The organism is Stenotrophomonas sp. YJH_SMC_123 (genome assembly GCF_059368215.1).
In genome coordinates this window covers 597,086-614,560 of record NZ_JCAFRM010000001.1, presented here as the reverse complement: position 1 = coordinate 614,560, position 17,475 = coordinate 597,086, and the positions used below count along the sequence as shown (strand labels likewise).

The 17,475-nt window shown below is 66.4% G+C and carries 21 protein-coding genes, 1 tRNA gene and 1 riboswitch; of the genes, 8 read left to right on the top strand and 14 right to left on the bottom strand.

Annotation, left to right across the window (positions count from 1 at the left end):
* Positions 1–74: 74 nt before the first annotated feature.
* Both AC5P5W_RS02880 and AC5P5W_RS02875 read right to left on the bottom strand, forming a co-directional pair.
* Positions 75–842 (bottom strand): sulfurtransferase, encoded by a 768-nt coding sequence (locus AC5P5W_RS02880; protein WP_180834879.1) that lies wholly within the window; start codon positions 840–842, stop codon positions 75–77.
* A 321-nt stretch (positions 843–1,163) separates the two neighbouring features.
* The gene (locus AC5P5W_RS02875; protein ID WP_032959288.1) at positions 1,164–1,529 is read right to left on the bottom strand and encodes a DUF6164 family protein; all 366 of its coding nucleotides are present in this window, start codon (positions 1,527–1,529) and stop codon (positions 1,164–1,166) included.
* 70 nt (positions 1,530–1,599) lie between these two features.
* On the opposite strand from AC5P5W_RS02875, the gene AC5P5W_RS02870 reads away from it, so the two are divergent.
* Together AC5P5W_RS02870 and AC5P5W_RS02865 are read left to right on the top strand one after the other, a co-directional pair.
* The gene (locus tag AC5P5W_RS02870; protein ID WP_014646684.1) at positions 1,600–2,034 is read left to right on the top strand and encodes an FKBP-type peptidyl-prolyl cis-trans isomerase; all 435 of its coding nucleotides are present in this window, start codon (positions 1,600–1,602) and stop codon (positions 2,032–2,034) included.
* Entirely contained in the window at positions 2,021–3,268 is a 1,248-nt protein-coding gene (locus AC5P5W_RS02865) for a TIGR03862 family flavoprotein (protein ID WP_197574126.1), read from the top strand. Before AC5P5W_RS02870 ends, AC5P5W_RS02865 begins: the two co-directional genes overlap by 14 nt.
* Before the next feature lie 92 nt (positions 3,269–3,360).
* Here the strand turns inward: AC5P5W_RS02865 and AC5P5W_RS02860 are convergent, their stop codons facing one another.
* The 4 genes from AC5P5W_RS02860 to AC5P5W_RS02845 all read right to left on the bottom strand — a co-directional run bounded on the left by AC5P5W_RS02860 (position 3,361) and on the right by AC5P5W_RS02845 (position 7,461).
* On the bottom strand, positions 3,361–3,822 hold the full coding sequence (locus AC5P5W_RS02860; RefSeq protein ID WP_197574127.1) for a GNAT family N-acetyltransferase: 462 nt from the start codon (positions 3,820–3,822) through the stop codon (positions 3,361–3,363).
* A 105-nt stretch (positions 3,823–3,927) separates the two neighbouring features.
* A complete protein-coding gene (locus tag AC5P5W_RS02855; RefSeq protein ID WP_049442295.1) occupies positions 3,928–5,550 on the bottom strand; it encodes an FMN-binding glutamate synthase family protein in 1,623 nt (540 codons plus the stop codon).
* A 55-nt stretch (positions 5,551–5,605) separates the two neighbouring features.
* Positions 5,606–6,892: a nucleotide sugar dehydrogenase gene (locus AC5P5W_RS02850; RefSeq protein WP_014646680.1), complete on the bottom strand. Its 1,287-nt coding sequence runs from the start codon at positions 6,890–6,892 to the stop codon at positions 5,606–5,608.
* 134 nt (positions 6,893–7,026) lie between these two features.
* Positions 7,027–7,461, bottom strand: coding sequence for a BLUF domain-containing protein (locus tag AC5P5W_RS02845; protein ID WP_014646679.1), 435 nt, complete (start codon positions 7,459–7,461; stop codon positions 7,027–7,029).
* 131 nt (positions 7,462–7,592) lie between these two features.
* Here AC5P5W_RS02845 and AC5P5W_RS02840 point away from each other — a divergent pair.
* A tRNA-Leu gene (locus tag AC5P5W_RS02840) sits at positions 7,593–7,679 on the top strand.
* 21 nt (positions 7,680–7,700) lie between these two features.
* Here AC5P5W_RS02840 and hemN read toward each other — a convergent pair.
* Positions 7,701–9,110 carry an oxygen-independent coproporphyrinogen III oxidase gene (hemN, locus tag AC5P5W_RS02835; protein ID WP_041864131.1) on the bottom strand — a complete coding sequence of 470 codons (1,410 nt, stop codon included), beginning with the start codon at positions 9,108–9,110 and terminating at the stop codon, positions 7,701–7,703.
* Positions 9,111–9,154: 44 nt separating this feature from the next.
* Positions 9,155–9,595, bottom strand: coding sequence for a group III truncated hemoglobin (locus AC5P5W_RS02830; protein ID WP_041863293.1), 441 nt, complete (start codon positions 9,593–9,595; stop codon positions 9,155–9,157).
* 179 nt (positions 9,596–9,774) lie between these two features.
* Between AC5P5W_RS02830 and AC5P5W_RS02825 the strand changes: the two genes are divergently transcribed.
* Together AC5P5W_RS02825 and AC5P5W_RS02820 are read left to right on the top strand one after the other, a co-directional pair.
* A complete protein-coding gene (locus tag AC5P5W_RS02825; protein ID WP_111205968.1) occupies positions 9,775–10,062 on the top strand; it encodes a hypothetical protein in 288 nt (95 codons plus the stop codon).
* On the top strand, positions 10,059–11,114 hold the full coding sequence (locus AC5P5W_RS02820) for a 4Fe-4S dicluster domain-containing protein (RefSeq protein ID WP_111205967.1): 1,056 nt from the start codon (positions 10,059–10,061) through the stop codon (positions 11,112–11,114). Before AC5P5W_RS02825 ends, AC5P5W_RS02820 begins: the two co-directional genes overlap by 4 nt.
* Before the next feature lie 9 nt (positions 11,115–11,123).
* Here the strand turns inward: AC5P5W_RS02820 and AC5P5W_RS02815 are convergent, their stop codons facing one another.
* Together AC5P5W_RS02815 and AC5P5W_RS02810 are read right to left on the bottom strand one after the other, a co-directional pair.
* A complete protein-coding gene (locus AC5P5W_RS02815) occupies positions 11,124–11,360 on the bottom strand; it encodes a hypothetical protein (RefSeq protein ID WP_005416001.1) in 237 nt (78 codons plus the stop codon).
* A 359-nt stretch (positions 11,361–11,719) separates the two neighbouring features.
* Entirely contained in the window at positions 11,720–11,923 is a 204-nt protein-coding gene (locus AC5P5W_RS02810) for a helix-turn-helix domain-containing protein (RefSeq protein WP_014646673.1), read from the bottom strand.
* 111 nt (positions 11,924–12,034) lie between these two features.
* Here AC5P5W_RS02810 and AC5P5W_RS02805 point away from each other — a divergent pair, with 111 nt between their 5' ends.
* The gene (locus AC5P5W_RS02805) at positions 12,035–12,436 is read left to right on the top strand and encodes a helix-turn-helix domain-containing protein (RefSeq protein WP_005415999.1); all 402 of its coding nucleotides are present in this window, start codon (positions 12,035–12,037) and stop codon (positions 12,434–12,436) included.
* A 22-nt stretch (positions 12,437–12,458) separates the two neighbouring features.
* Positions 12,459–12,522: riboswitch (Fluoride riboswitch) on the top strand.
* An 81-nt stretch (positions 12,523–12,603) separates the two neighbouring features.
* Positions 12,604–12,996, top strand: a complete 393-nt coding sequence (crcB, locus tag AC5P5W_RS02800; RefSeq protein ID WP_014646672.1) for a fluoride efflux transporter CrcB — start codon at positions 12,604–12,606, stop codon at positions 12,994–12,996.
* Between the two features lie 3 nt (positions 12,997–12,999).
* Here crcB and AC5P5W_RS02795 read toward each other — a convergent pair whose 3' ends face one another.
* Together AC5P5W_RS02795 and AC5P5W_RS02790 are read right to left on the bottom strand one after the other, a co-directional pair.
* Positions 13,000–13,833, bottom strand: coding sequence for an AraC family transcriptional regulator (locus AC5P5W_RS02795; protein ID WP_197574128.1), 834 nt, complete (start codon positions 13,831–13,833; stop codon positions 13,000–13,002).
* A 141-nt stretch (positions 13,834–13,974) separates the two neighbouring features.
* Positions 13,975–14,493, bottom strand: coding sequence for a P-loop nucleotide/nucleoside kinase family protein (locus AC5P5W_RS02790; RefSeq protein ID WP_111205971.1), 519 nt, complete (start codon positions 14,491–14,493; stop codon positions 13,975–13,977).
* 260 nt (positions 14,494–14,753) lie between these two features.
* Here AC5P5W_RS02790 and AC5P5W_RS02785 point away from each other — a divergent pair, with 260 nt between their 5' ends.
* Positions 14,754–15,827 (top strand): alpha/beta hydrolase family protein, encoded by a 1,074-nt coding sequence (locus AC5P5W_RS02785; protein ID WP_197574129.1) that lies wholly within the window; start codon positions 14,754–14,756, stop codon positions 15,825–15,827.
* A 175-nt stretch (positions 15,828–16,002) separates the two neighbouring features.
* On the opposite strand, the gene AC5P5W_RS02780 is transcribed toward AC5P5W_RS02785, so the two are convergent.
* Together AC5P5W_RS02780 and AC5P5W_RS02775 are read right to left on the bottom strand one after the other, a co-directional pair.
* Complete coding sequence (locus AC5P5W_RS02780; protein ID WP_032959304.1) at positions 16,003–16,272, bottom strand: hypothetical protein; 270 nt, start codon at positions 16,270–16,272, stop codon at positions 16,003–16,005.
* Between the two features lie 217 nt (positions 16,273–16,489).
* A complete protein-coding gene (locus AC5P5W_RS02775) occupies positions 16,490–17,404 on the bottom strand; it encodes an ADP-ribosylglycohydrolase family protein (RefSeq protein ID WP_014646667.1) in 915 nt (304 codons plus the stop codon).
* Positions 17,405–17,475: the final 71 nt, after the last annotated feature.

Here is a 17,475-nt window from a genome sequence, read left to right as displayed (position 1 = left end):
GAGCCGAGCCCATGCTCGGCTGCTGTTGATCAACAAAAGGCAGCCGAGCATGGGCTCGGCTCTACAGAAGCGTGTCAGAACGCGCTGGGGCGCGGCTCCGGCAGCGGCTGGTCGACCATCGGCTTCAGTTCGGCATCCAGCGCCACGCGCTCGTCGAACACGAAACAGCGGCCTTCATAACCTTCGCCGCCCACCTCCTCGAAGTAGCCGAGGATGCCGCCATCGAGCTGCAGCACGTTGTCCATGCCATCGTTGGCCATCCACAGTGCGGCCTTCTCGCAGCGGATGCCGCCGGTGCAGAAACTGATCACGGTGCTGTCCTTCAGCGCCTCGCGATGCGGCGCCAGCGCCTCGGGCAGGTCGGTGAACTTGTGGATGGGCAGCACCAGCGCATCCTTGAACGTGCCGTACTCCACTTCCTGCAGGTTGCGGGTATCGAGCATCACCACCGGCTTGCCGGCGTCATCGTGGCCCTGCCGCAGCCAGCGCTGCACGGTGGCCGGATCGACCGCCGGTGCACGCGGATAGTCCAGCGGCTGGCCGTCATCGCGGCGGAAGCTGATGATCTCGTCCTTCACCTTGGCCTTCAGCCGCGCGAACGGCTGGTGCTCGCTCAGGCTGGTCTTGACCCGCATCCCGGCAAAACGCGCATCGGCATGCAGCGCGGCATAGAAATCCTCGACCGCCTCCGGCTCACCGGCCAGGAACAGGTTCAGTCCCTCGCCCGCCACCAGGATCGTGCCCCGCAACCCGGCCGCCTGGGCACGCGCCAACAGCTGGTCGCACAGGGCCTGGGGGGCGTCGATGACGGCGAAATGGTAGGCAGCGGTGTTGGCGATCATCCTGCCATTTTAGCGCCTCCCGCCCGCACAGACAGATTCAGGGGTCAGAGCCCTCTGCGCAGAGGGATCCGACCCCAAGCCCGGCAGACACCCGGAATCTGTCAGAGGCGGGGCGGTGTGGGCAGGCGGGGCCGTTGGCGCCATGGATGGCGCCATCGAGCCCCCAAGGATGGGTTTACGGCGTGTCCCGCCTGCCGACACCGCCCTGCCCGCCACGGATTGCCTGCCGTTGCTGTTGCTGTTGCTGTTGCTGTTGCTGTTGCTGTTGCCGGCCAGCGGCCGGCACTACCGCGGGTGCCGGGTGCAACCCGGCCGCGCCCCCTACCCCCGCAACAGCATGAACGGCAGCAGCACCAGCGCCGCCGCAGCGGCCATGCCCAGCAGCACCAGCACCACGAACACCGGCCGCCGCCGGAACAGGCTGCCAAAGGTCTCCGCCGTGCCATCCCGCAACGCCTGCTCACGCTCGGCCCGCACGCGCACACCGCGCGCCGCCTGGTACCCGGCCATCAGCGCCTTCGCGCGCGGATGATCGGCGTCCTCGCGCAGCCACAGGCCACCGTTGGAAATACCCCAGGGGCTGGGTTCGGTGCGGTACCAGGCGATGCCGTGCTGGTCGAGCAGCGTGCAGACATCGGCATATTCGTCGTCGCCGACATTGCGCAGATTGAGCAGGAGTTTTGCCATGCCGCCATGATACCCGGCGCCGATGCGCTACCCTTGCCGCCCTCGCCCTGCGCCCTTCTGGAGACGCCCGATGCGCCGCCTGCTGCTTCCCCTGCTGCTGTCCCTCGCCGCCGCTGGCTGCTCGAGCGAGCCCTCCGGTCCGCCGCCGGGCGGCACCCTGACCACCTTCGAGCGCATCGATACCGTCGCTGGCACCGGCACCGAAGCCGTTCCCGGCAGCAAGGTCACCGTGCACTACACCGGCTGGATCTACGACAACCGCACCGAAACCAAGCACGGCAAGACCTTCGACAGCTCCTTCAAGCACGGCCAGCCGTTCACCTTCGCGCTCGGCGCCGGCCAGGTCATCCGCGGCTGGGATGAGGGCGTGGCCGGCATGAAGGTCGGCGGCAAGCGCACGCTGATGATCCCGCCGGATTACGGCTACGGCGACCGCCGGGTCGGGCCGATTCCGGCCGGTTCGTCGCTGGTGTTCGATGTCGAGCTGCTCGATGTCAAGCCGTAATACCGCATTGCCCCATCGGGTCGCCGTCATCGGCGGTGGCCCGGCCGGCCTGTTCGCCGCCGAGCGCCTGCGCGCCGCGGGGCTGGACGTGGACCTGTACGAGGCCAAGGGCTCACCCGGCCGCAAGTTCCTGATCGCCGGCAAGGGCGGTCTCAACCTCACCCATTCCGATCCGCGGCCGCTGTTCGACAGCCGCTACCGCGAGCAATCCACGGCCGTGGGTCGCTGGCTGGATGGCTTCGACGCGCAGGCATTGCGCGACTGGGCTGCCGGCTTTGGCGTGGAGACCTATGTCGGCAGCTCCGGCCGCGTGTTTCCGGTCGACCGCAAGGCTGCGCCGCTGCTGCGCGGCTGGGTGCGCCGACTGAAGGAACAGGGCGTGCGCCTGCATGCCAACCACCGCTGGATCGGCTGGGGCAACGACGGCGCGCTGCGCTTCGCCACCGAAGCCGGCGAGATCGATGTCCACGCCGATGCCACCGTGTTGGCGATGGGTGGCGGCAGCTGGCCGCAGCTGGGCAGTGATGGCGCCTGGGTCGCCCCCTTGCAGGCACGAGGCGTGGACATTGCGCCGCTGCAATCGGCCAACTGCGGCTTCGACATCGACTGGACGCCGTTCTTCGCCCAGCGCAATGCAGGCGCACCGTTGAAGCCGGTGGTCGCGCACTGGCTCGACCTGGCCGGACAACCGCAGTCGCTGCAGGGCGAATGCGTAGCCAGCGAGTACGGCATCGAAGGCAGCCTGATCTACGCGTTGGCCGCAGACCTGCGCGAGACCATCAACCGTGATGGCCATGCCATGCTGTGGCTGGACCTGGTGCCGGGACGCGATGAAGCACGCCTGCTGGCCGATCTTTCGCGGCCGCGCAAGGGTCGCAGTTTTGGTGAGCATCTGCGCCGCCAGGCCGGCCTGGATGCGGTGAAGGCCACCCTGGTGTTCGAGATCCTTGGCAAGGATGCGGGCCACGACCTGCCTGCCGTGGCTACCACGCTCAAGCGCCTGCCGTTGCGCCTTCTGCGTCCACGGCCGATGGCCGAGGTGATCAGCACTGCCGGCGGCGTGCGCCTGGATGCGCTGGATGATGGCCTGATGCTGCGGGCAGTACCCGGCGTGTTCTGTGCCGGCGAGATGCTGGACTGGGAGGCCCCCACGGGGGGCTACCTGCTGACGGCGTGCTATGCCAGTGGCCTGCGCGCCGCCGAGGGCGTGATCGGGTGGCTGGCTGGGCGGTGACGCCCGCATTGTGGAGTCTAGCCATGCTCGACGGCCTTTGATTCAGGCGATGAAGCAGTCGAGCATGGCTCGACTCTACAATCCCCGGGCGCTCACCACGGCCTGCGCATGCTCACCGAAGCCAGCGTCACGCCGCTGGGATGCGGGTAGGCTTCCTCCCGCACGGCAATGAATCCCTGCCGTTGGTAGAACGGCACGGCGTTTAGCGAGGCTGACAGCACCACCTCGCGCTCACGATCGGCCATCGCCAGCAGGCGCTGCATCAGCGCCTGGCCGATGCCTGTGCCGCCACGATCCGGATCGACAAACAGCGCATCGACTTCATTGGCGTCGGCATCAAACACGCCGAACCCGAGCAGGACACCCTGCCCGTCCTCGGCCACCACGCAGCCTCCCTGCCCCAGCAGCCGTGCGTACTGCGACGGCGGCGGCGAAGCAGACCACGGATCGATCACCTCCGCCGGGTAGTGGCTGCTGCACGTCTCGCGAACGCAACGCGTGCGCAGTGCCCACAGCATGGCGACATCGTCGATGGTGCCGCTCCTGAACCGCATGACATCTCCCTGTAGGGCCGAGCCCGTGCTCGGCTCGGCTGTTCTTCGTTCCAACATCGCGATGAAAGAAGCAGCCGAGCATGGGCTCGGCTCTACAGCAACACATTATCGCGACTTGCTGGCGCGCAGCGCCTGGATCTTCGGCGGCGGCTGGAACGAATCGCTGCGTGCATCGGCCCAGAATGCATGGAACACCGCATGATCCGGCACCTTGTGCAGCAGCTCGCCCGGTTCCAGGTAGCGGTACAGCGACGCCAGCGAGCGGATCTCGACAGGCGAAACACGACGCAGGATGTGCTCCGGCCCCAGTTCGGCCGGATCGTTCAGGCCGGCCGCACACAACAGCTCCTTCAGGGCGTGCAGCGTGTGCTCGTGGTAGCTGTACACGCGGGTGGCCTTGTCCGGTGCATCCAGGTGCTTCCAGCGCGCCGGGTCCTGGGTGGCGATGCCGGTCGGGCACTTGTCGGTATGGCAGCTCAGCGACTGGATGCAGCCCAGCGCGAACATGAAGCCACGGCCGGCATTGCACCAGTCGGCACCCAGCGCGATGGTGCGCGCGATGTCGAAGGCGCTGGTGATCTTGCCCGCCGCGCCGATGCGGATCCGCTCGCGAAGGTCCAGGCCGACCAGCGTGTTGTGCACCAGCAGCAGTGCTTCGTGCATCGGCACGCCGACATGGTCGACGAACTCCGCCGGTGCTGCGCCAGTACCGCCTTCGGCACCGTCGACCACGATGAAGTCCGGCAGCAGGCCGGTTTCCTGCATCGCCTTGGCAATGCCGAACCACTCCCACGGGTGGCCGATGGCCAGCTTGAAACCGACCGGCTTGCCGCCGGACAGTTCGCGCAGACGGGCGACGAACTGCAGCAGTTCGACCGGCGTCGAGAACGCCGAGTGACGCGACGGCGATACGCAGTCCACGCCCATCGGCACGCCACGGGTGACCGAGATCTCAGCGGTCACCTTTGGCGCCGGCAGCACGCCGCCATGACCGGGCTTGGCGCCCTGCGACAGCTTGATCTCGATCATCCTGACCTGATCATGGGTGGCGTTGGCGACGAAGCGCTCTTCACTGAAACCGCCCTTTTCGTCACGGCAACCGAAGTAGCCCGAGCCGATCTCCCACACCAGATCGCCGCCCATCTCGCGGTGGTATGGCGAAATCGAACCTTCGCCGGTGTCGTGGTAGAAGCCACCGCGCCGCGCGCCTTCGTTCAGTGCGCGGATCGCGTTGGCCGACAGCGAGCCGAAGCTCATCGCCGAAATATTGAACACGCTCGCCGAATACGGCTTTGCACAATTGGCGCCGATCAGCACGCGGAAATCGTGCTTGGCGATGGCGGTCGGCGCCAGCGAGTGGTTGATCCACTCGTAATCCACCGCGTAGGTGCTGCGCAGGGTGCCGAACGGCACCGTGTCCATCTCGTTCTTGGCCCGCTGGTAGATCAGTGCACGCTGCTGGCGCGAGAACGGCACGTCCTCCAGGTCGCTCTGCACGAAGTACTGGCGGATTTCCGGACCGATCGATTCCAGGCCGTAGCGGAAGTGCGCCATCACCGGATAGTTGCGGCGCAGCGTGCTGCGCTTCTGCAGCAGGTCCCAGGTCCCCAGTGCCACCATCGCGGCGGTCAGGCCGACGCCCCAGTACCAGGCCGGCCAGATCGTGGCCAACCACAGGCAGATGGGGAACATCAGGATGGCGAGCAGGTAGACGATATACCGGTGCATGGCGTTCCTTGGTTGCAACTGCCTGCGAGTCTACCGTGCTGCCCGCCGCCCGGGTTTACAGGCGATCGTCAACCACGTTGCGTGGCCAGGCCGATTTGACGTCGTAGACCAGGCCGCCCGGCGCCAGCAGCGACCGGATACCGGCCTCGTCCATCGCCTTGAAGCGGGCATGGGCAACCGCCAGCACCACCGCGTCATAGGCCCCTGCCACGGGTTCGGCCAGCCACTGCACGCCCTCATCGGCCAATGCCGCCGGGCCGACCCAGGGATCACTGACCTCGACCTGAGCGCCGGCATCACGCAGGCGCTGCGCCAGCTCCAGCGCGCGGCTGTTGCGCAGGTCCGGGCAATCCTCCTTGAAGGTCACACCGAGCACCAGGATGCGCGACTGCACTGGTTCGCGGCCGCGTTCGGCCAGCATCGCCAGCACCCGCGACGCCACATGCTCACCGACGCGGTTGTTGACCTGCCGCGCGGTGTGGATCAGGTCCGGGTGGTAGCCCACGCTCTCGGACTTGTGCAGCAGGTAATACGGGTCCACGCCGATGCAATGGCCGCCGACCAGGCCCGGCCGGAATGGCAGGAAGTTCCACTTGCTGCCGGCGGCATCGAGCACATCCTGGGTATCGATGCCCAGCCTGTCGAAGATCAGCGCCAACTCATTGACCAGCGCGATGTTCACATCGCGCTGGATGTTCTCGACCACCTTGGCCGCCTCGGCCACGCGCATCGATGGCGCGGGGAACGTGCCGGCGGCAATGATGCGCTGGTACAGGCCATCGATCACCGCAGCCACTTCCGCTGTCGACCCCGAGGTGATCTTGCGGATGTCGGCCAGGCGCCGCTGGCGGTCACCGGGACTGACCCGCTCCGGGCTGTAGCCGCAGTAGAAGTCTTCGTTGAAGCGCAGGCCCGAGCCTTCTTCCAGCAGCGGCACGCAGACTTCTTCAGTGGTGCCGGGGTACACCGTGGATTCGTAGATCACCAGGTCACCCGCGCGCAGATGGCTGGCGATCAGCCGCGTCGCCGAACGCAACGGCTCCAGATCGGGCTGCTCATAGGCATCGATCGGCGTCGGCACGGTGACGATGTAGACGTTGCATGCATCAAGCAAGGCCGGATCGCTGCCGTACTGCAGCTGCCGAGCACTGGCCAGCTCGTCGGCCTCCACCTCCAGCGTATGGTCCTGGCCATCGCGCAGCTCGGCGATGCGATCGGCATCGATGTCGAAGCCCAGCGTCGGCCAGTGCCGACCGAAGGCCACCGCCAACGGCAGGCCGACGTAGCCCAGGCCGATCACCGCAAAACGCGGGGTCTCCGCTGCCGCAAGGGACGCGCTCACTGGCATGTCCCGCGCAACGGCATGCATGCCGCCATGGATTCGGCCGACCTGCTCATTCGCTGCACCACTCCGTGTAATTCCACGCCAGAAAGGCGACAGCGTAACGGCCCGGGCGCCTGCCCGCCAAGATGGGATCAGGAGCCCAGTGCGACCGCGGCCGGTTCCAGTTCGCCATCGGCGCCGGTCCAGGCCTGCCGCAGGCGCTCGAAGCCACCGCTGCCAAGCAGGAAGCCCGGCCACGCCGATTCAACGATCTGTGCCAGCAGCTCCGCATCAATGCGCCGGGTTCCCATCGACCAGCGCGGAAACGCCCGCTGCGCCACCGGCGCGCGGCACAGCACCTTCAGCTGGCCGTGGCTGCGCGCATTGACGATGCGCTGGTACACCGAATCGATACCGTCCTCCGGGCCTTCCAGGTACTGCAGGAAACGGCTGCCATCGAACATCAGCACACCGGTGACACCGGCTACACGGTTGAATGCCGTGGCATCGGCCAGCAGGCGGTCAAGATCGGTTGTCTGCAGATCGGCGCGGGCCTCACTGGCATAGGCAATCGCGTGCAGCGACATCGTGCGGCTCCCCCCCTGGGAACGATGGTTGGGACTATGACATGAATGGGAGCGACAGTTAAACACGCTGCCGCCCCACGGCAATCCGGCTGCGATTCTGCAGCTGGGCTACAATCGGCGCCGCGCTGCAGGCCCGGATGGCGAAACTGGTAGACGCATCGGACTTAAAATCCGCCGGGGGCAACCCCATGCCGGTTCGATTCCGGCTCCGGGCACCAACCGCGCTGCGCGAGTACACCTTAGATTGCACGCGAGTAACGCGGCTGTTCATGCGCCGCGCGCAGGTAGGGGTCGAAACACATCGCCAGCAGCCGCAGCAGCGGCCGACCCGGCTCGCTGGCGCGCACTACACCGTCGCGGTATTCGGCCAGGCCGTCTTCCTGCAACCGCTGCACCGAACGCAGGTCCTCGGCGAAGTACTGCTCGAAATCGACGCCATGGCGCTGGCCCAGCACGGCACCGTCCACCTCGCCCTGGCACATCAGCTGCTGGATGAGTTCAGCGCGCAGCTGGTCGTCGGCGCTCAGTGCCACGCCGCGCCAGACCGGCAGCTGGCCCTGGTCCACCGCGTCCTCCCACGACGGCAGGTCACGCGGATTCTGGCTGTAGGTGGCACCGATATGACTGATCGCACTCACGCCCAGGCCGAGCAGGTCGGTATCGGCGTGGGTGGTATAGCCCATGAAGTTGCGATGCAGCTGGCCGGCACGCTGCGCGCGCGACAGGTCCTCTTCCGGCAGCGCGAAGTGATCCATGCCGATGTACTGGTAACCCGCAGCAGAAAGCTTCTCCACCGCCAGGCCCAGCAGCGCCAGCTTGTCTTCCGGTGAAGGCAACCGGCGCTCGTCGATCTGCTTCTGCGCGCGGAACAGGTGTGGCAGGTGTGCGTAGCCATACACCGCCAGGCGATCCGGTCGCAATGCCAGCACTCGTTCCAGGGTGCGGCCGAATCCCTGCAGGCTCTGTCCAGGCAGCCCATAGATCAGGTCGACGTTGACAGAGCGCATGCCGCTGTCGCGGCAGGCATGCAGGATGTCCAGCGTCTGCTGCACGCCCTGTATGCGGTTGATCGATTCCTGCACATGCGGATCGAAATCCTGCACGCCCAGGCTGGCCCGGTTGAAGCCCAGCCGCGCCAGCATGGCGACATCGCGGGTATCGATGAAGCGCGGATCGAGTTCGATCGAGAAATCGCGCTGCGGCGAATCGCTGAAATCGAAGCGCCGGCGCAGCCCCTCCACCAGCGTGGTCATCGCCTCGGCCTCGAGGAAGTTCGGCGTACCACCGCCCAGATGCAGCTGGATGACCTCACGGCCGTCCTCGAACTGCGGCGCCAGCAGGTCGGCCTCGGCCAGCACGCGCGCGACGTAGCTGTGGCCCCGACCGCGGTCGCGGGTGATCACCCGGTTGCAGCCGCAGTAGAAGCAGGGGCTGGAGCAGAACGGCACATGCACGTACAGCGACAGCGCGCGCGCCAGCTGGTTGCTGTCGGCGATCGCCTGGCGCAGCGCCGGCGCGTCGAAGCCATCGTGGAAGTGCGGCGCGGTCGGATACGAGGTGTAGCGCGGCCCCGGCCGGTCATGCCGGCGCAGCAGGTCGGGGTCGAAGGTCCAGGCCAGGCCACCGGCGGCGGGAGAGAACGTGTCCATGCCGCCAGCATCGCGCCGGACGGCCATGACCGCCTTGACCCAGATCAATCGCGGGTGGGGATTCCCAGCACCGGCAGGCCCACCTGCGGCCAGCGCAGCATCTGGTAGCGCTTCCAGAAGGTGTCACCGATGCGCGCGGCGACGTCGTTGGCCAGCTCCTGCATCGGCGGGTTGCCGCACTCGGCGGTGGTGATCCGGAACAGCACCAGCCAGCGATCGAACAAGTCCTTGTCCAGCTCGATGGCCATGTGCTTGGACATCGGCGAGCCCTTGAAGCGGCGCGTGCCGCGCAGCATCGCCGACCAGAAATCGACCAGCTGCGCCAGATGTTCCGGCCAGTCGTGGACATGCGCCTGGAACACCGGCCCCAACCGCTCTTCCTCGCGCACGCGCGCATAGAAGTCGTGGACCAGGCGGGTCACTTCCTGCTCGGTGCACAGCCCGGGCGAGGCGACGGGCAGGACAGGTGGCGGTATTGCGTTCATCGGGGTACCCAAAGCGTGCCGGCAGTGTGCCGCAGCCGGCCGGCACCGCCGTTGATCCAGATCAATGTCGGCGCAGTCCGCTGCACCTAGGCTGCCACGATTGCAGGAAGCATGCCCTGCGGATGCTGCGCCGGCCTCGGCGGAGTATACGCGCCGCCCTCATTCCGATCCGGGACAGCATGAACAGACCCTCTCCCAGCCGCCGCCAGCAGCTGATCCAGCACTGGGGCGCCATCCTCTGGCCCAGCTTCATCGCTGCCGGCCTGGCCAGCGTGGTGTTCTTCGCCTTCGTCGACCCGCTGCGGTTGCAGGCGATCAGCTTCCCGGGCAAGGCGATCAGCCGTGAACTGGGCTATACGACAGGATTCTTCATGTTCTGGTCGGTGACCGCACTTTCCAGCGCAGTCACCTGGTACCTGCAGCGGCCCCTGCCGAGCGATGACGACGACGAGCTGCCGCTGGGATGAGTACGCCCTGTACCGGAACCGGAACCCCACGCCCCTGGCGTTGGCGCGGCGCGCTCAGCGCGCTCTTGCTGATTCTGTTCTATGCCCTGCCATGGCTGCGCTGGAATGGACACCAGGCCCTGCTGCTGGACATCAACGCACGGCGCTTCGACCTGTTCGGCTGGACGTTGTGGCCCGGCGATGTCGGCGTGCTGATCGGGTTGCTGGCGGTGCTGGCGGTGGGCCTTGCGCTGCTCACCCACCTCGCCGGCCGCATCTGGTGCGGTCATGCCTGCCCGCAGACGCTGTGGCGTCGTGCCTTCGACTGGATCGCGCACGGCATGGCCAAGGTCTTGCCAGTGCCAGCCGTGCGCCCGGCCACCCAGGTCGCCTGGGGGTTGCTGTCGCTGTGGACTGGCATCACCTTCGTCGGCCTGTTCAGCCCGATCGCCGGACTGCTGGCCGCCGCTCCGCATGCCGGCTGGAGCGGCTGGGAAACATTCTGGGTGCTGTTCTATGCCGCCGCCACCTGGGGCAATGCCGGCTTCCTGCGCGAGCAGGTGTGCCGTTCGCTGTGCCCGTTCGCGCGCATGCAACCACTGCTGATCGATCCACATACACCACGCATGCTGTACGACGCGCGCCGCGGCGAACCGCGCGGCATGCGCCCTCCGGGCATGGGGGGCGTGCTCGGACGCGGCCGCGGCCTGCTCGACCCGACCACCGCACAGGACTACGTGTTCCGCGCCGCACATCCGCTGCTGGCCGGACCGATGCCCACCTTCAGCGCCGATCGCCTGGGCGACTGCACCGACTGCGCCGCGTGTGTCAGCGCCTGCCCGATGCAGCTGGACATCCGCCAGGGACCGCAGGCCGATTGCCTGGCCTGCGGCGCCTGCCTGGACGCCTGCTCGCGGCAGCAGCACCAGGCCGGTTTCGGCCCGGGGCTGGTGCGCTACTGCAGTCCGCAGGCCATGGCCGGGCAACCGCGGCAATGGTGGCGACCGCGGACCCTGGCACTGCTGTCAATGCTGCTGGCGCTGTTGGCCTGTGGCGCCTGGCGCCTGCTTTGAATCAACGGGTCAACGCGGCCCGTTGGCGTGCGGCGGCACCAGCTGCGCACGTCGGACGATGCCGAGCTGTTCGATGATCAGCGCCATTTCATTGGTGACTTCGGTACGCTCGGTCCCCTGCGGGACCAGGCGGTCCAGCACCTGCTGGTAGGTATCCCAGAACGCCGGACCGCATCCGTGTTTGTGATAACTGGCTTCCAGTTCGCGGCGTACCCGTTCAGCCAAGCCATGCATGCCGTATTCCATACGACCTCCGTTGGACTTGTTCTGCATCGTTGACGGTCTACCGACTCACTTGCGAGCTACTGAAAGACTCCCGGGCTTCACGCCCGGTTGATGCCAATTAGTCATAGATTTCACGACAGGTCAATTACATGCAGCGACTTTCGTGATCGAAATTATTAATCGTTCACGAAACCACATACGGGATGACAGGCTTCCCGGATGGGCCGGAGCCGACAACCTACCCGATTCCTCCAGCCTCTGTCCTGGTAGGCCTCATCGATAGCCCGACCCCGTTCCATCGAAGTTTCCTATGTTGCTAAGCATACTTAGCAAATGGCACTTAGAGTGCTATATGCGACAAAAGGCGGCGCAGTTGACGCTTATTCGCCCTGCGTGGCTTCAGTTGCCGGGAACAGGTTGGGATAGCGCTGATGCAGGATGTATTGGCGTAACGCAGGAATCGGGAAATCCTTGGGCCATTGCGACACTGCAGATCGGCTTATGCCAAAAAAGCGCGCCAGTTCGGCATCGGTGCGGAAACCCAGCCGGGTGCGCACCTGCCCCTTGCTCCAGAATTCGGTCACGGTCGGTCCTTCTGTTAACCAGACTTATTCTTGGAACAAGGGATCTTTGCGATCCACGCGTTAAGCTGGCTTGCATAGATGAATACTCTCGGCCAACGACTCGCCATTGCCATGAAGAAAGCCGGGCACCCTCGCCCGGCCGATCTGGCCCGCGCCGCCGATTCGACGACGGCAACCATCAGCAACTGGCTCAACGACCACGTCAGCCCCGCCCATGTGAAGGCCGAACAGCTGTTCCGCATCGCCGATGCGGCCAAGCTGGACGCGCGTGAACTGCTGTATGGCGTGAGCGGGCTTGGCGTCGGTGAGCGGGGCAATACCTATATCCCCAGCCAGGCCCACCTGGATGTCTGGCAGGACGCCTACGAACTGGTCAGCCATCTGGTGGAAGAGAAGGGCCTGGAGATCGACCACCGCCGCCACGCGGCCCTGGACCTGCTGGCCTTCGAACTGCTGATGGACGGCTTCAGCCGCAGCAAGGTCATCCGGGTGCTGACGACCTCGATGACGTGAATGCACTACCGCTGGTAGCATGGTCGCCGATGGGGATGGGGCTCCCCCGATAACCGCCTGAAAGGGCTGATGGCTCCTGCCAGGACGAACCGGCGTTCGTCGATGGCAGGCCGTGCCTGCCCTCGGCGTTCGCCATCGAATCAGCGAACCCGTACCCGAGGCACGTGATGCACGCATTGAACAACTACTTGCTGGTCTTCATCGGCGGCGGGCTCGGCGCCTGCCTTCGCCATGCCTGCAACCTGATCGGTACGCGGGTGGCAGTCGGCAGCCCGTGGCCATGGTCGACCTTCCTGATCAACATCAGCGGCGCGCTGCTGATGGGCGTGCTGGTCGAAGCCTTCGCCCTGCGCAATGGCGCCTCGCCGCAGCTGCGCCTGCTGCTGGCCACCGGCGTTCTCGGCGGCTACACCACGTTCTCCACCTATGCGCTGGAAATCGGCGTGCTGCTGCAGCGCGGCCAGCACGGTCTGGCAGCGTTGTACGCCGGCGGTTCGGTGGCACTGGGCCTGGTCGGCCTGTTCGGTGGCATGAAACTGGCCCGGCTGGTGCTGGGCTGAGACTCAGGCCGCGCCGACGCGGGCCTGCCCGCGCCACTCGCGCGGCGACTGCCCGGTGTGCGCCTTGAATGCGCGCGACAGCGCGGCTTCGCTGCCGTACCCCACATCGTCGGCAATCCGCTTGAGCGGTCTGCCCTGGCGCAGTGCCTGCTGCGCCAGGCCCACCCGCCAGCCCTGCAGGTATTGACCGGGCGTGGTGCCCATCGCCTCACGGAAACTGGCAGCAAACACGCTGCGTGACATGCCGGCGACCTCGGCCAGGTCTTCCAGGGTCCAGGACTGTGCGGGCGCCTCATGCATCGCCACCAGCGCCAGCCGCAGCCGCGGATGACCCAGCCCGGCAAACAGGCCACCACGCATCTCGCCCCCTTCCATCAGCTGCCGCAGCACCTGGATCATCACCACCTCGAACAGCCGGTTGACCATCGCCGCACGCCCGCAGCGCTGCTCGAAGGCTTCCTCGAACAGCAGTTCCAGCGCTGCGTTGCCGCCGTACAGATCGGCCAGCGGCAGGCAGATGAAATCGGGCAATGCGGCGCTGATCGGGTTGAGCCGTCCACCCTCGAAATGCAGGTTGGCGCAGGCCATGTCGGCGCCGTGCTGCGGATCGGTGCTGAACCGATGCGGCATCGGCCGCGGGTACAGCAGCAGGCTCGGCACCTCGACCTGCACGGTCTGCTGGCCGTGGCTGACCTGCAGCGGGCCACGTCGCACCAGGTGCAACTGCCCGGCTTCATCCTCGCCCTCCAGCGTGTTGATGCCGCACAGCGCGCCGGCATGGAACACCGAGGCGGTGACCGAAAAACGTTCCAGCAGAATGGCGAGACGGTCGACCATGACGGGACTCCGGGTCAAGCGAGACTAACTCAATGTGACAGATCGTATCGGAATCGGCGGTTGAGGGGGCGGCACTGGCTGAGTGATCCGTCTCGAATTCATGCAGCTGCGCCAGCATGACGACGGCCGCCTGGTGCTGCGCTACGCCGGGCCTGCCTCGGTATAGCGCATCACCACGAAGCGCTCTTCCGCGGCCGGTGCAACGAAGTGGCGGGTGATACGTTCGAACTCCTCGTCGCTGGCCTGGAACGGATGTTCGCCGAGAGCATTGCGCGCGCGCAGCCGCGCCTTGCAGACCTCATCGGCAATGTCGAGGAAATGCAGTTGATGTGCAGCGCCAACCGGCGAGAACACTTCACGTGCCCACGCGCGGCTGGCTGGCGTATTGAATGGAAAATCGAGCACCACCGAAACACCGGCCTGCAGCAATGTGCGCAGATGATCGGCCAGCACATTGCGCAACGTGGCTGCACGCTGCAGATAGTCGGCAATGGAATGGATTTCGCCCGGATACAGCGCCGCCAGCCACGTGTCTTCGCTGATCAATACGTGGCGCGGCTTCAACGCCAGCTGCTGCGACAGGGTGGATTTGCCGGCACCGATCTTGCCGCACACCAGGTGCAGCGTCGGCGCAGCGTCGTTCGATGAAAGGTCGTGCATCTGCATTCTCCTTGGTGGATTCATTACCCGGGAGAGCGCTGCATGCAACCCGCCTTCCCGGGCAGGTTGCTTGGCCGTGATGACCGCGCGCTACCCCGCCTTCCCGTGGGGAATGCGGATAATCGACGCGATGCTGTGCAGGGCCATGCCGCCAGCGTAAAGCGCGGCACCGCCAACCGGCAATGCCCTGCGGCAGTGCAGCGCGCGCAAGGTGGTGCAGGGATCTATGCTCGGCGCCATTCCCGCATGGAATGACCCCGATGCGACCCTTGCTTCGATGCGCACTTGCCCTCTGCCTGCTGCCCTGGATGACATCGCTGGCTGCACCGCCGCCAGCAGCGCGTACGCTCAGCGGCGAGCGGCAGGGCGCACCGTGGCGGCTGGATGTGCCTGCCGACTGGAACGGCGACCTGGTAATGCTGGCCCATGGCTATGAACCGGTCGGCGTGCCGCGCACCGCCCCCATGGCGGCCAATGACAGCACCGCACCACTGCTGGCAGCAGGTTACGCCGTCGCGCAGAGCGCCTATGCCAGCCAGGGCTGGGCGGTGGCCGATGCGATCACCGACATGGAACGCCTGCGCCAGCAGGCAGTGGGTGAACTCAAGCATGTCCGCCACACCTGGATGCTGGGATTCTCGATGGGCGGTGCCGTGACCATCGGAAGCCTCGAACGCTTCCCGCAGCACTACACCGGCGGTGTATCGCTGTGCGGCGCCAATCTCAGTGGCGAACAGATCGCGACCGATCTGCTGACCACGCTGGTCGCGTTCGATTACTTGTTCCCCCAGGCTGATGGGCTGCCGCCCACCGGCCTGCTATCGCGCGAAGCGGCGGCGCTGCCGCAGGGCGAGTTGTACCAGGGCATCGCCAATGCACTGCAACGTGATCCGTCGCACGCCGCAGTGCTGGCACGGCGGCTGCAGGTGTCCCCTGATGCACTGGCCGGCGCCATCAGCCTGCACGCACTGGTGCTGCACGAACTGGCCACGCGCAGCGGCGGCATGCCGGTCGGCAACCTGGGGGTGGTGTACAGCGGATTCGGTGACGACGCCGCATTCAATGCCGGCGTTCAGCGCATCGATCCCGTGCCTGCGGCACAGGCGCATGTCCGCGACACGCTGGCAATGACCGGCGCACTGAAGCGACCGCTGGTGATCCAGTTCAACCACAACGACCCGACCATCGTGCCGCACATGCAGACGGTGTATCCGCAATTGGCCGTACGGGCTGGCGCACGCCCGCTGCCACGCGTGTTGCCGCCGGTGGGCGAAGGACACTGTGGTTTTTCTGGGACACAGGTGGTCGACGCCTTGAAGGCCGTGCAACGCTGAGTCCATCGCGTGCCGCAACGCATCACCACCGTGCGGGAAGGGGCTGCTCGGGTGGCGTGTGTCGTTCAGCCGCCAAGGCCTCGGCCTGACCAGCATGGTGCTGCACGATGCACGCCGCCCGATCGGCATGCAGGGCCAGGCGCTGACCGTGCGAGCGCAACCATGACGGGCCCAGTCAGCCGCCCAGCGTGCCCATCGTGAAGGTGTAGCCCGAGCTCATCAGGAATTCGCGCATGCGCATTTCCGCGCGCCGCGGTGAGGCCAGGCTGGCCGGCGCATACAGCGCATACACCAGGCCCGATCCCTCGATATGCTCGCGGCGGACCTCGCAGCGGGCGGTTTCCGAGGCAATCACCCATCCGTCCTTCAGCCGCTCCGGCCCGATGGATTGCCCGTTCTTCAAGCGAAAGGTCAGCCAACGCACATCTGCCATGACTTTGCTCATTTCCGTTTCGCTCCGTGGCTGAAGCGACGCGTGATGTCCTTGCTCGCCATTGCGGCTCCCTGAGACGTGGAACCCGACCATAGCGCCTTTCCATGTCGTGGGTGGCTGAGACTGGCGGCCGCGGCATACGAGCTGCCGCAGGGGTTCCCTCGCGGCGTCGGAAATGGCGACGGCAGGGAGCGTCCTGCCGGCGCAGTTCACGGGCAGGGAACCCGACTCACGCAGCGCGGTCGCTGCCCTGGTTCAAGGCGTGCAGCGCATCGGCCAGCGCCTGGATTTCGGCACGCAGGGCCAGCCGCTGCAACCACCGCCCGGGGATTCCGCGCGCACCATGGAATGCGCCCGCCAGCTGCCCCGCGATGGCGGCCGTGGTGTCGGCGTCCTCGCCAAGATTGGCCGCCTCGAGTACGACGGCTTCAAAGGTGTCGTGGCGATCAAAGCACCAGAGTGCAGCTTCGACACTGTCGACAACATAGCCATTGCCACGGATCTGCTCACGCGCGGCACCGCGGTAGCCGCCCGCCGCGATCTGCTGCAGCCGCGCGCTCTCAACGGGGACATTGCTGAGATCCAGCACCGCGTCACGGGTGCCACCTGCCAACGCCCGCTCCAGCGCGACCGCCAGCAAGCGGCACGCCTCCAGGCACTCCTGCGCAGCGTGCGTCGTTCGCGAACTCAGCTCGGCCATTGCCTGCAGGTCGGGGGTCCCGGCGTAGCGCAATGCCACCGGCGCCAAACGCATGATCGAGCCATTGCCAGCGCTGCGTGGGTCGTCACTACCCGCCAGCGGATGGCCATCCTGCAGGAACCGGTCGATCGCAGCCCGCGTTGCCATACCGATATCGAAGCACTCGCCGGTCGCACTCCAGTACCCATGCCGGTACCAGTTGGCGTAGCGGTTCATCTGATCGTGCACATCGAAGGTGTCACAACGCACCAGGCTCTCGGCCAGGCACATCGCCATGGAGGTATCGTCGGTCCATTGCCCCGGCTGCAGCTGGAACGGCCCACCACCCACCATGTCGGTGATCGGGGTGAAGCTGCCACGAGGCTTGAACTCCAGCGTGGTACCGACGGCATCGCCGCACGCGAGGCCGAGCAAGGCGCCGCGGAAGTGATCAATCTGGTTCATCAGACCAGTGTAGCGCCACCGGATCCGCCATGACTGGCCGCCAGGCCGCGCAACGATCGCGCAAGCGGGAA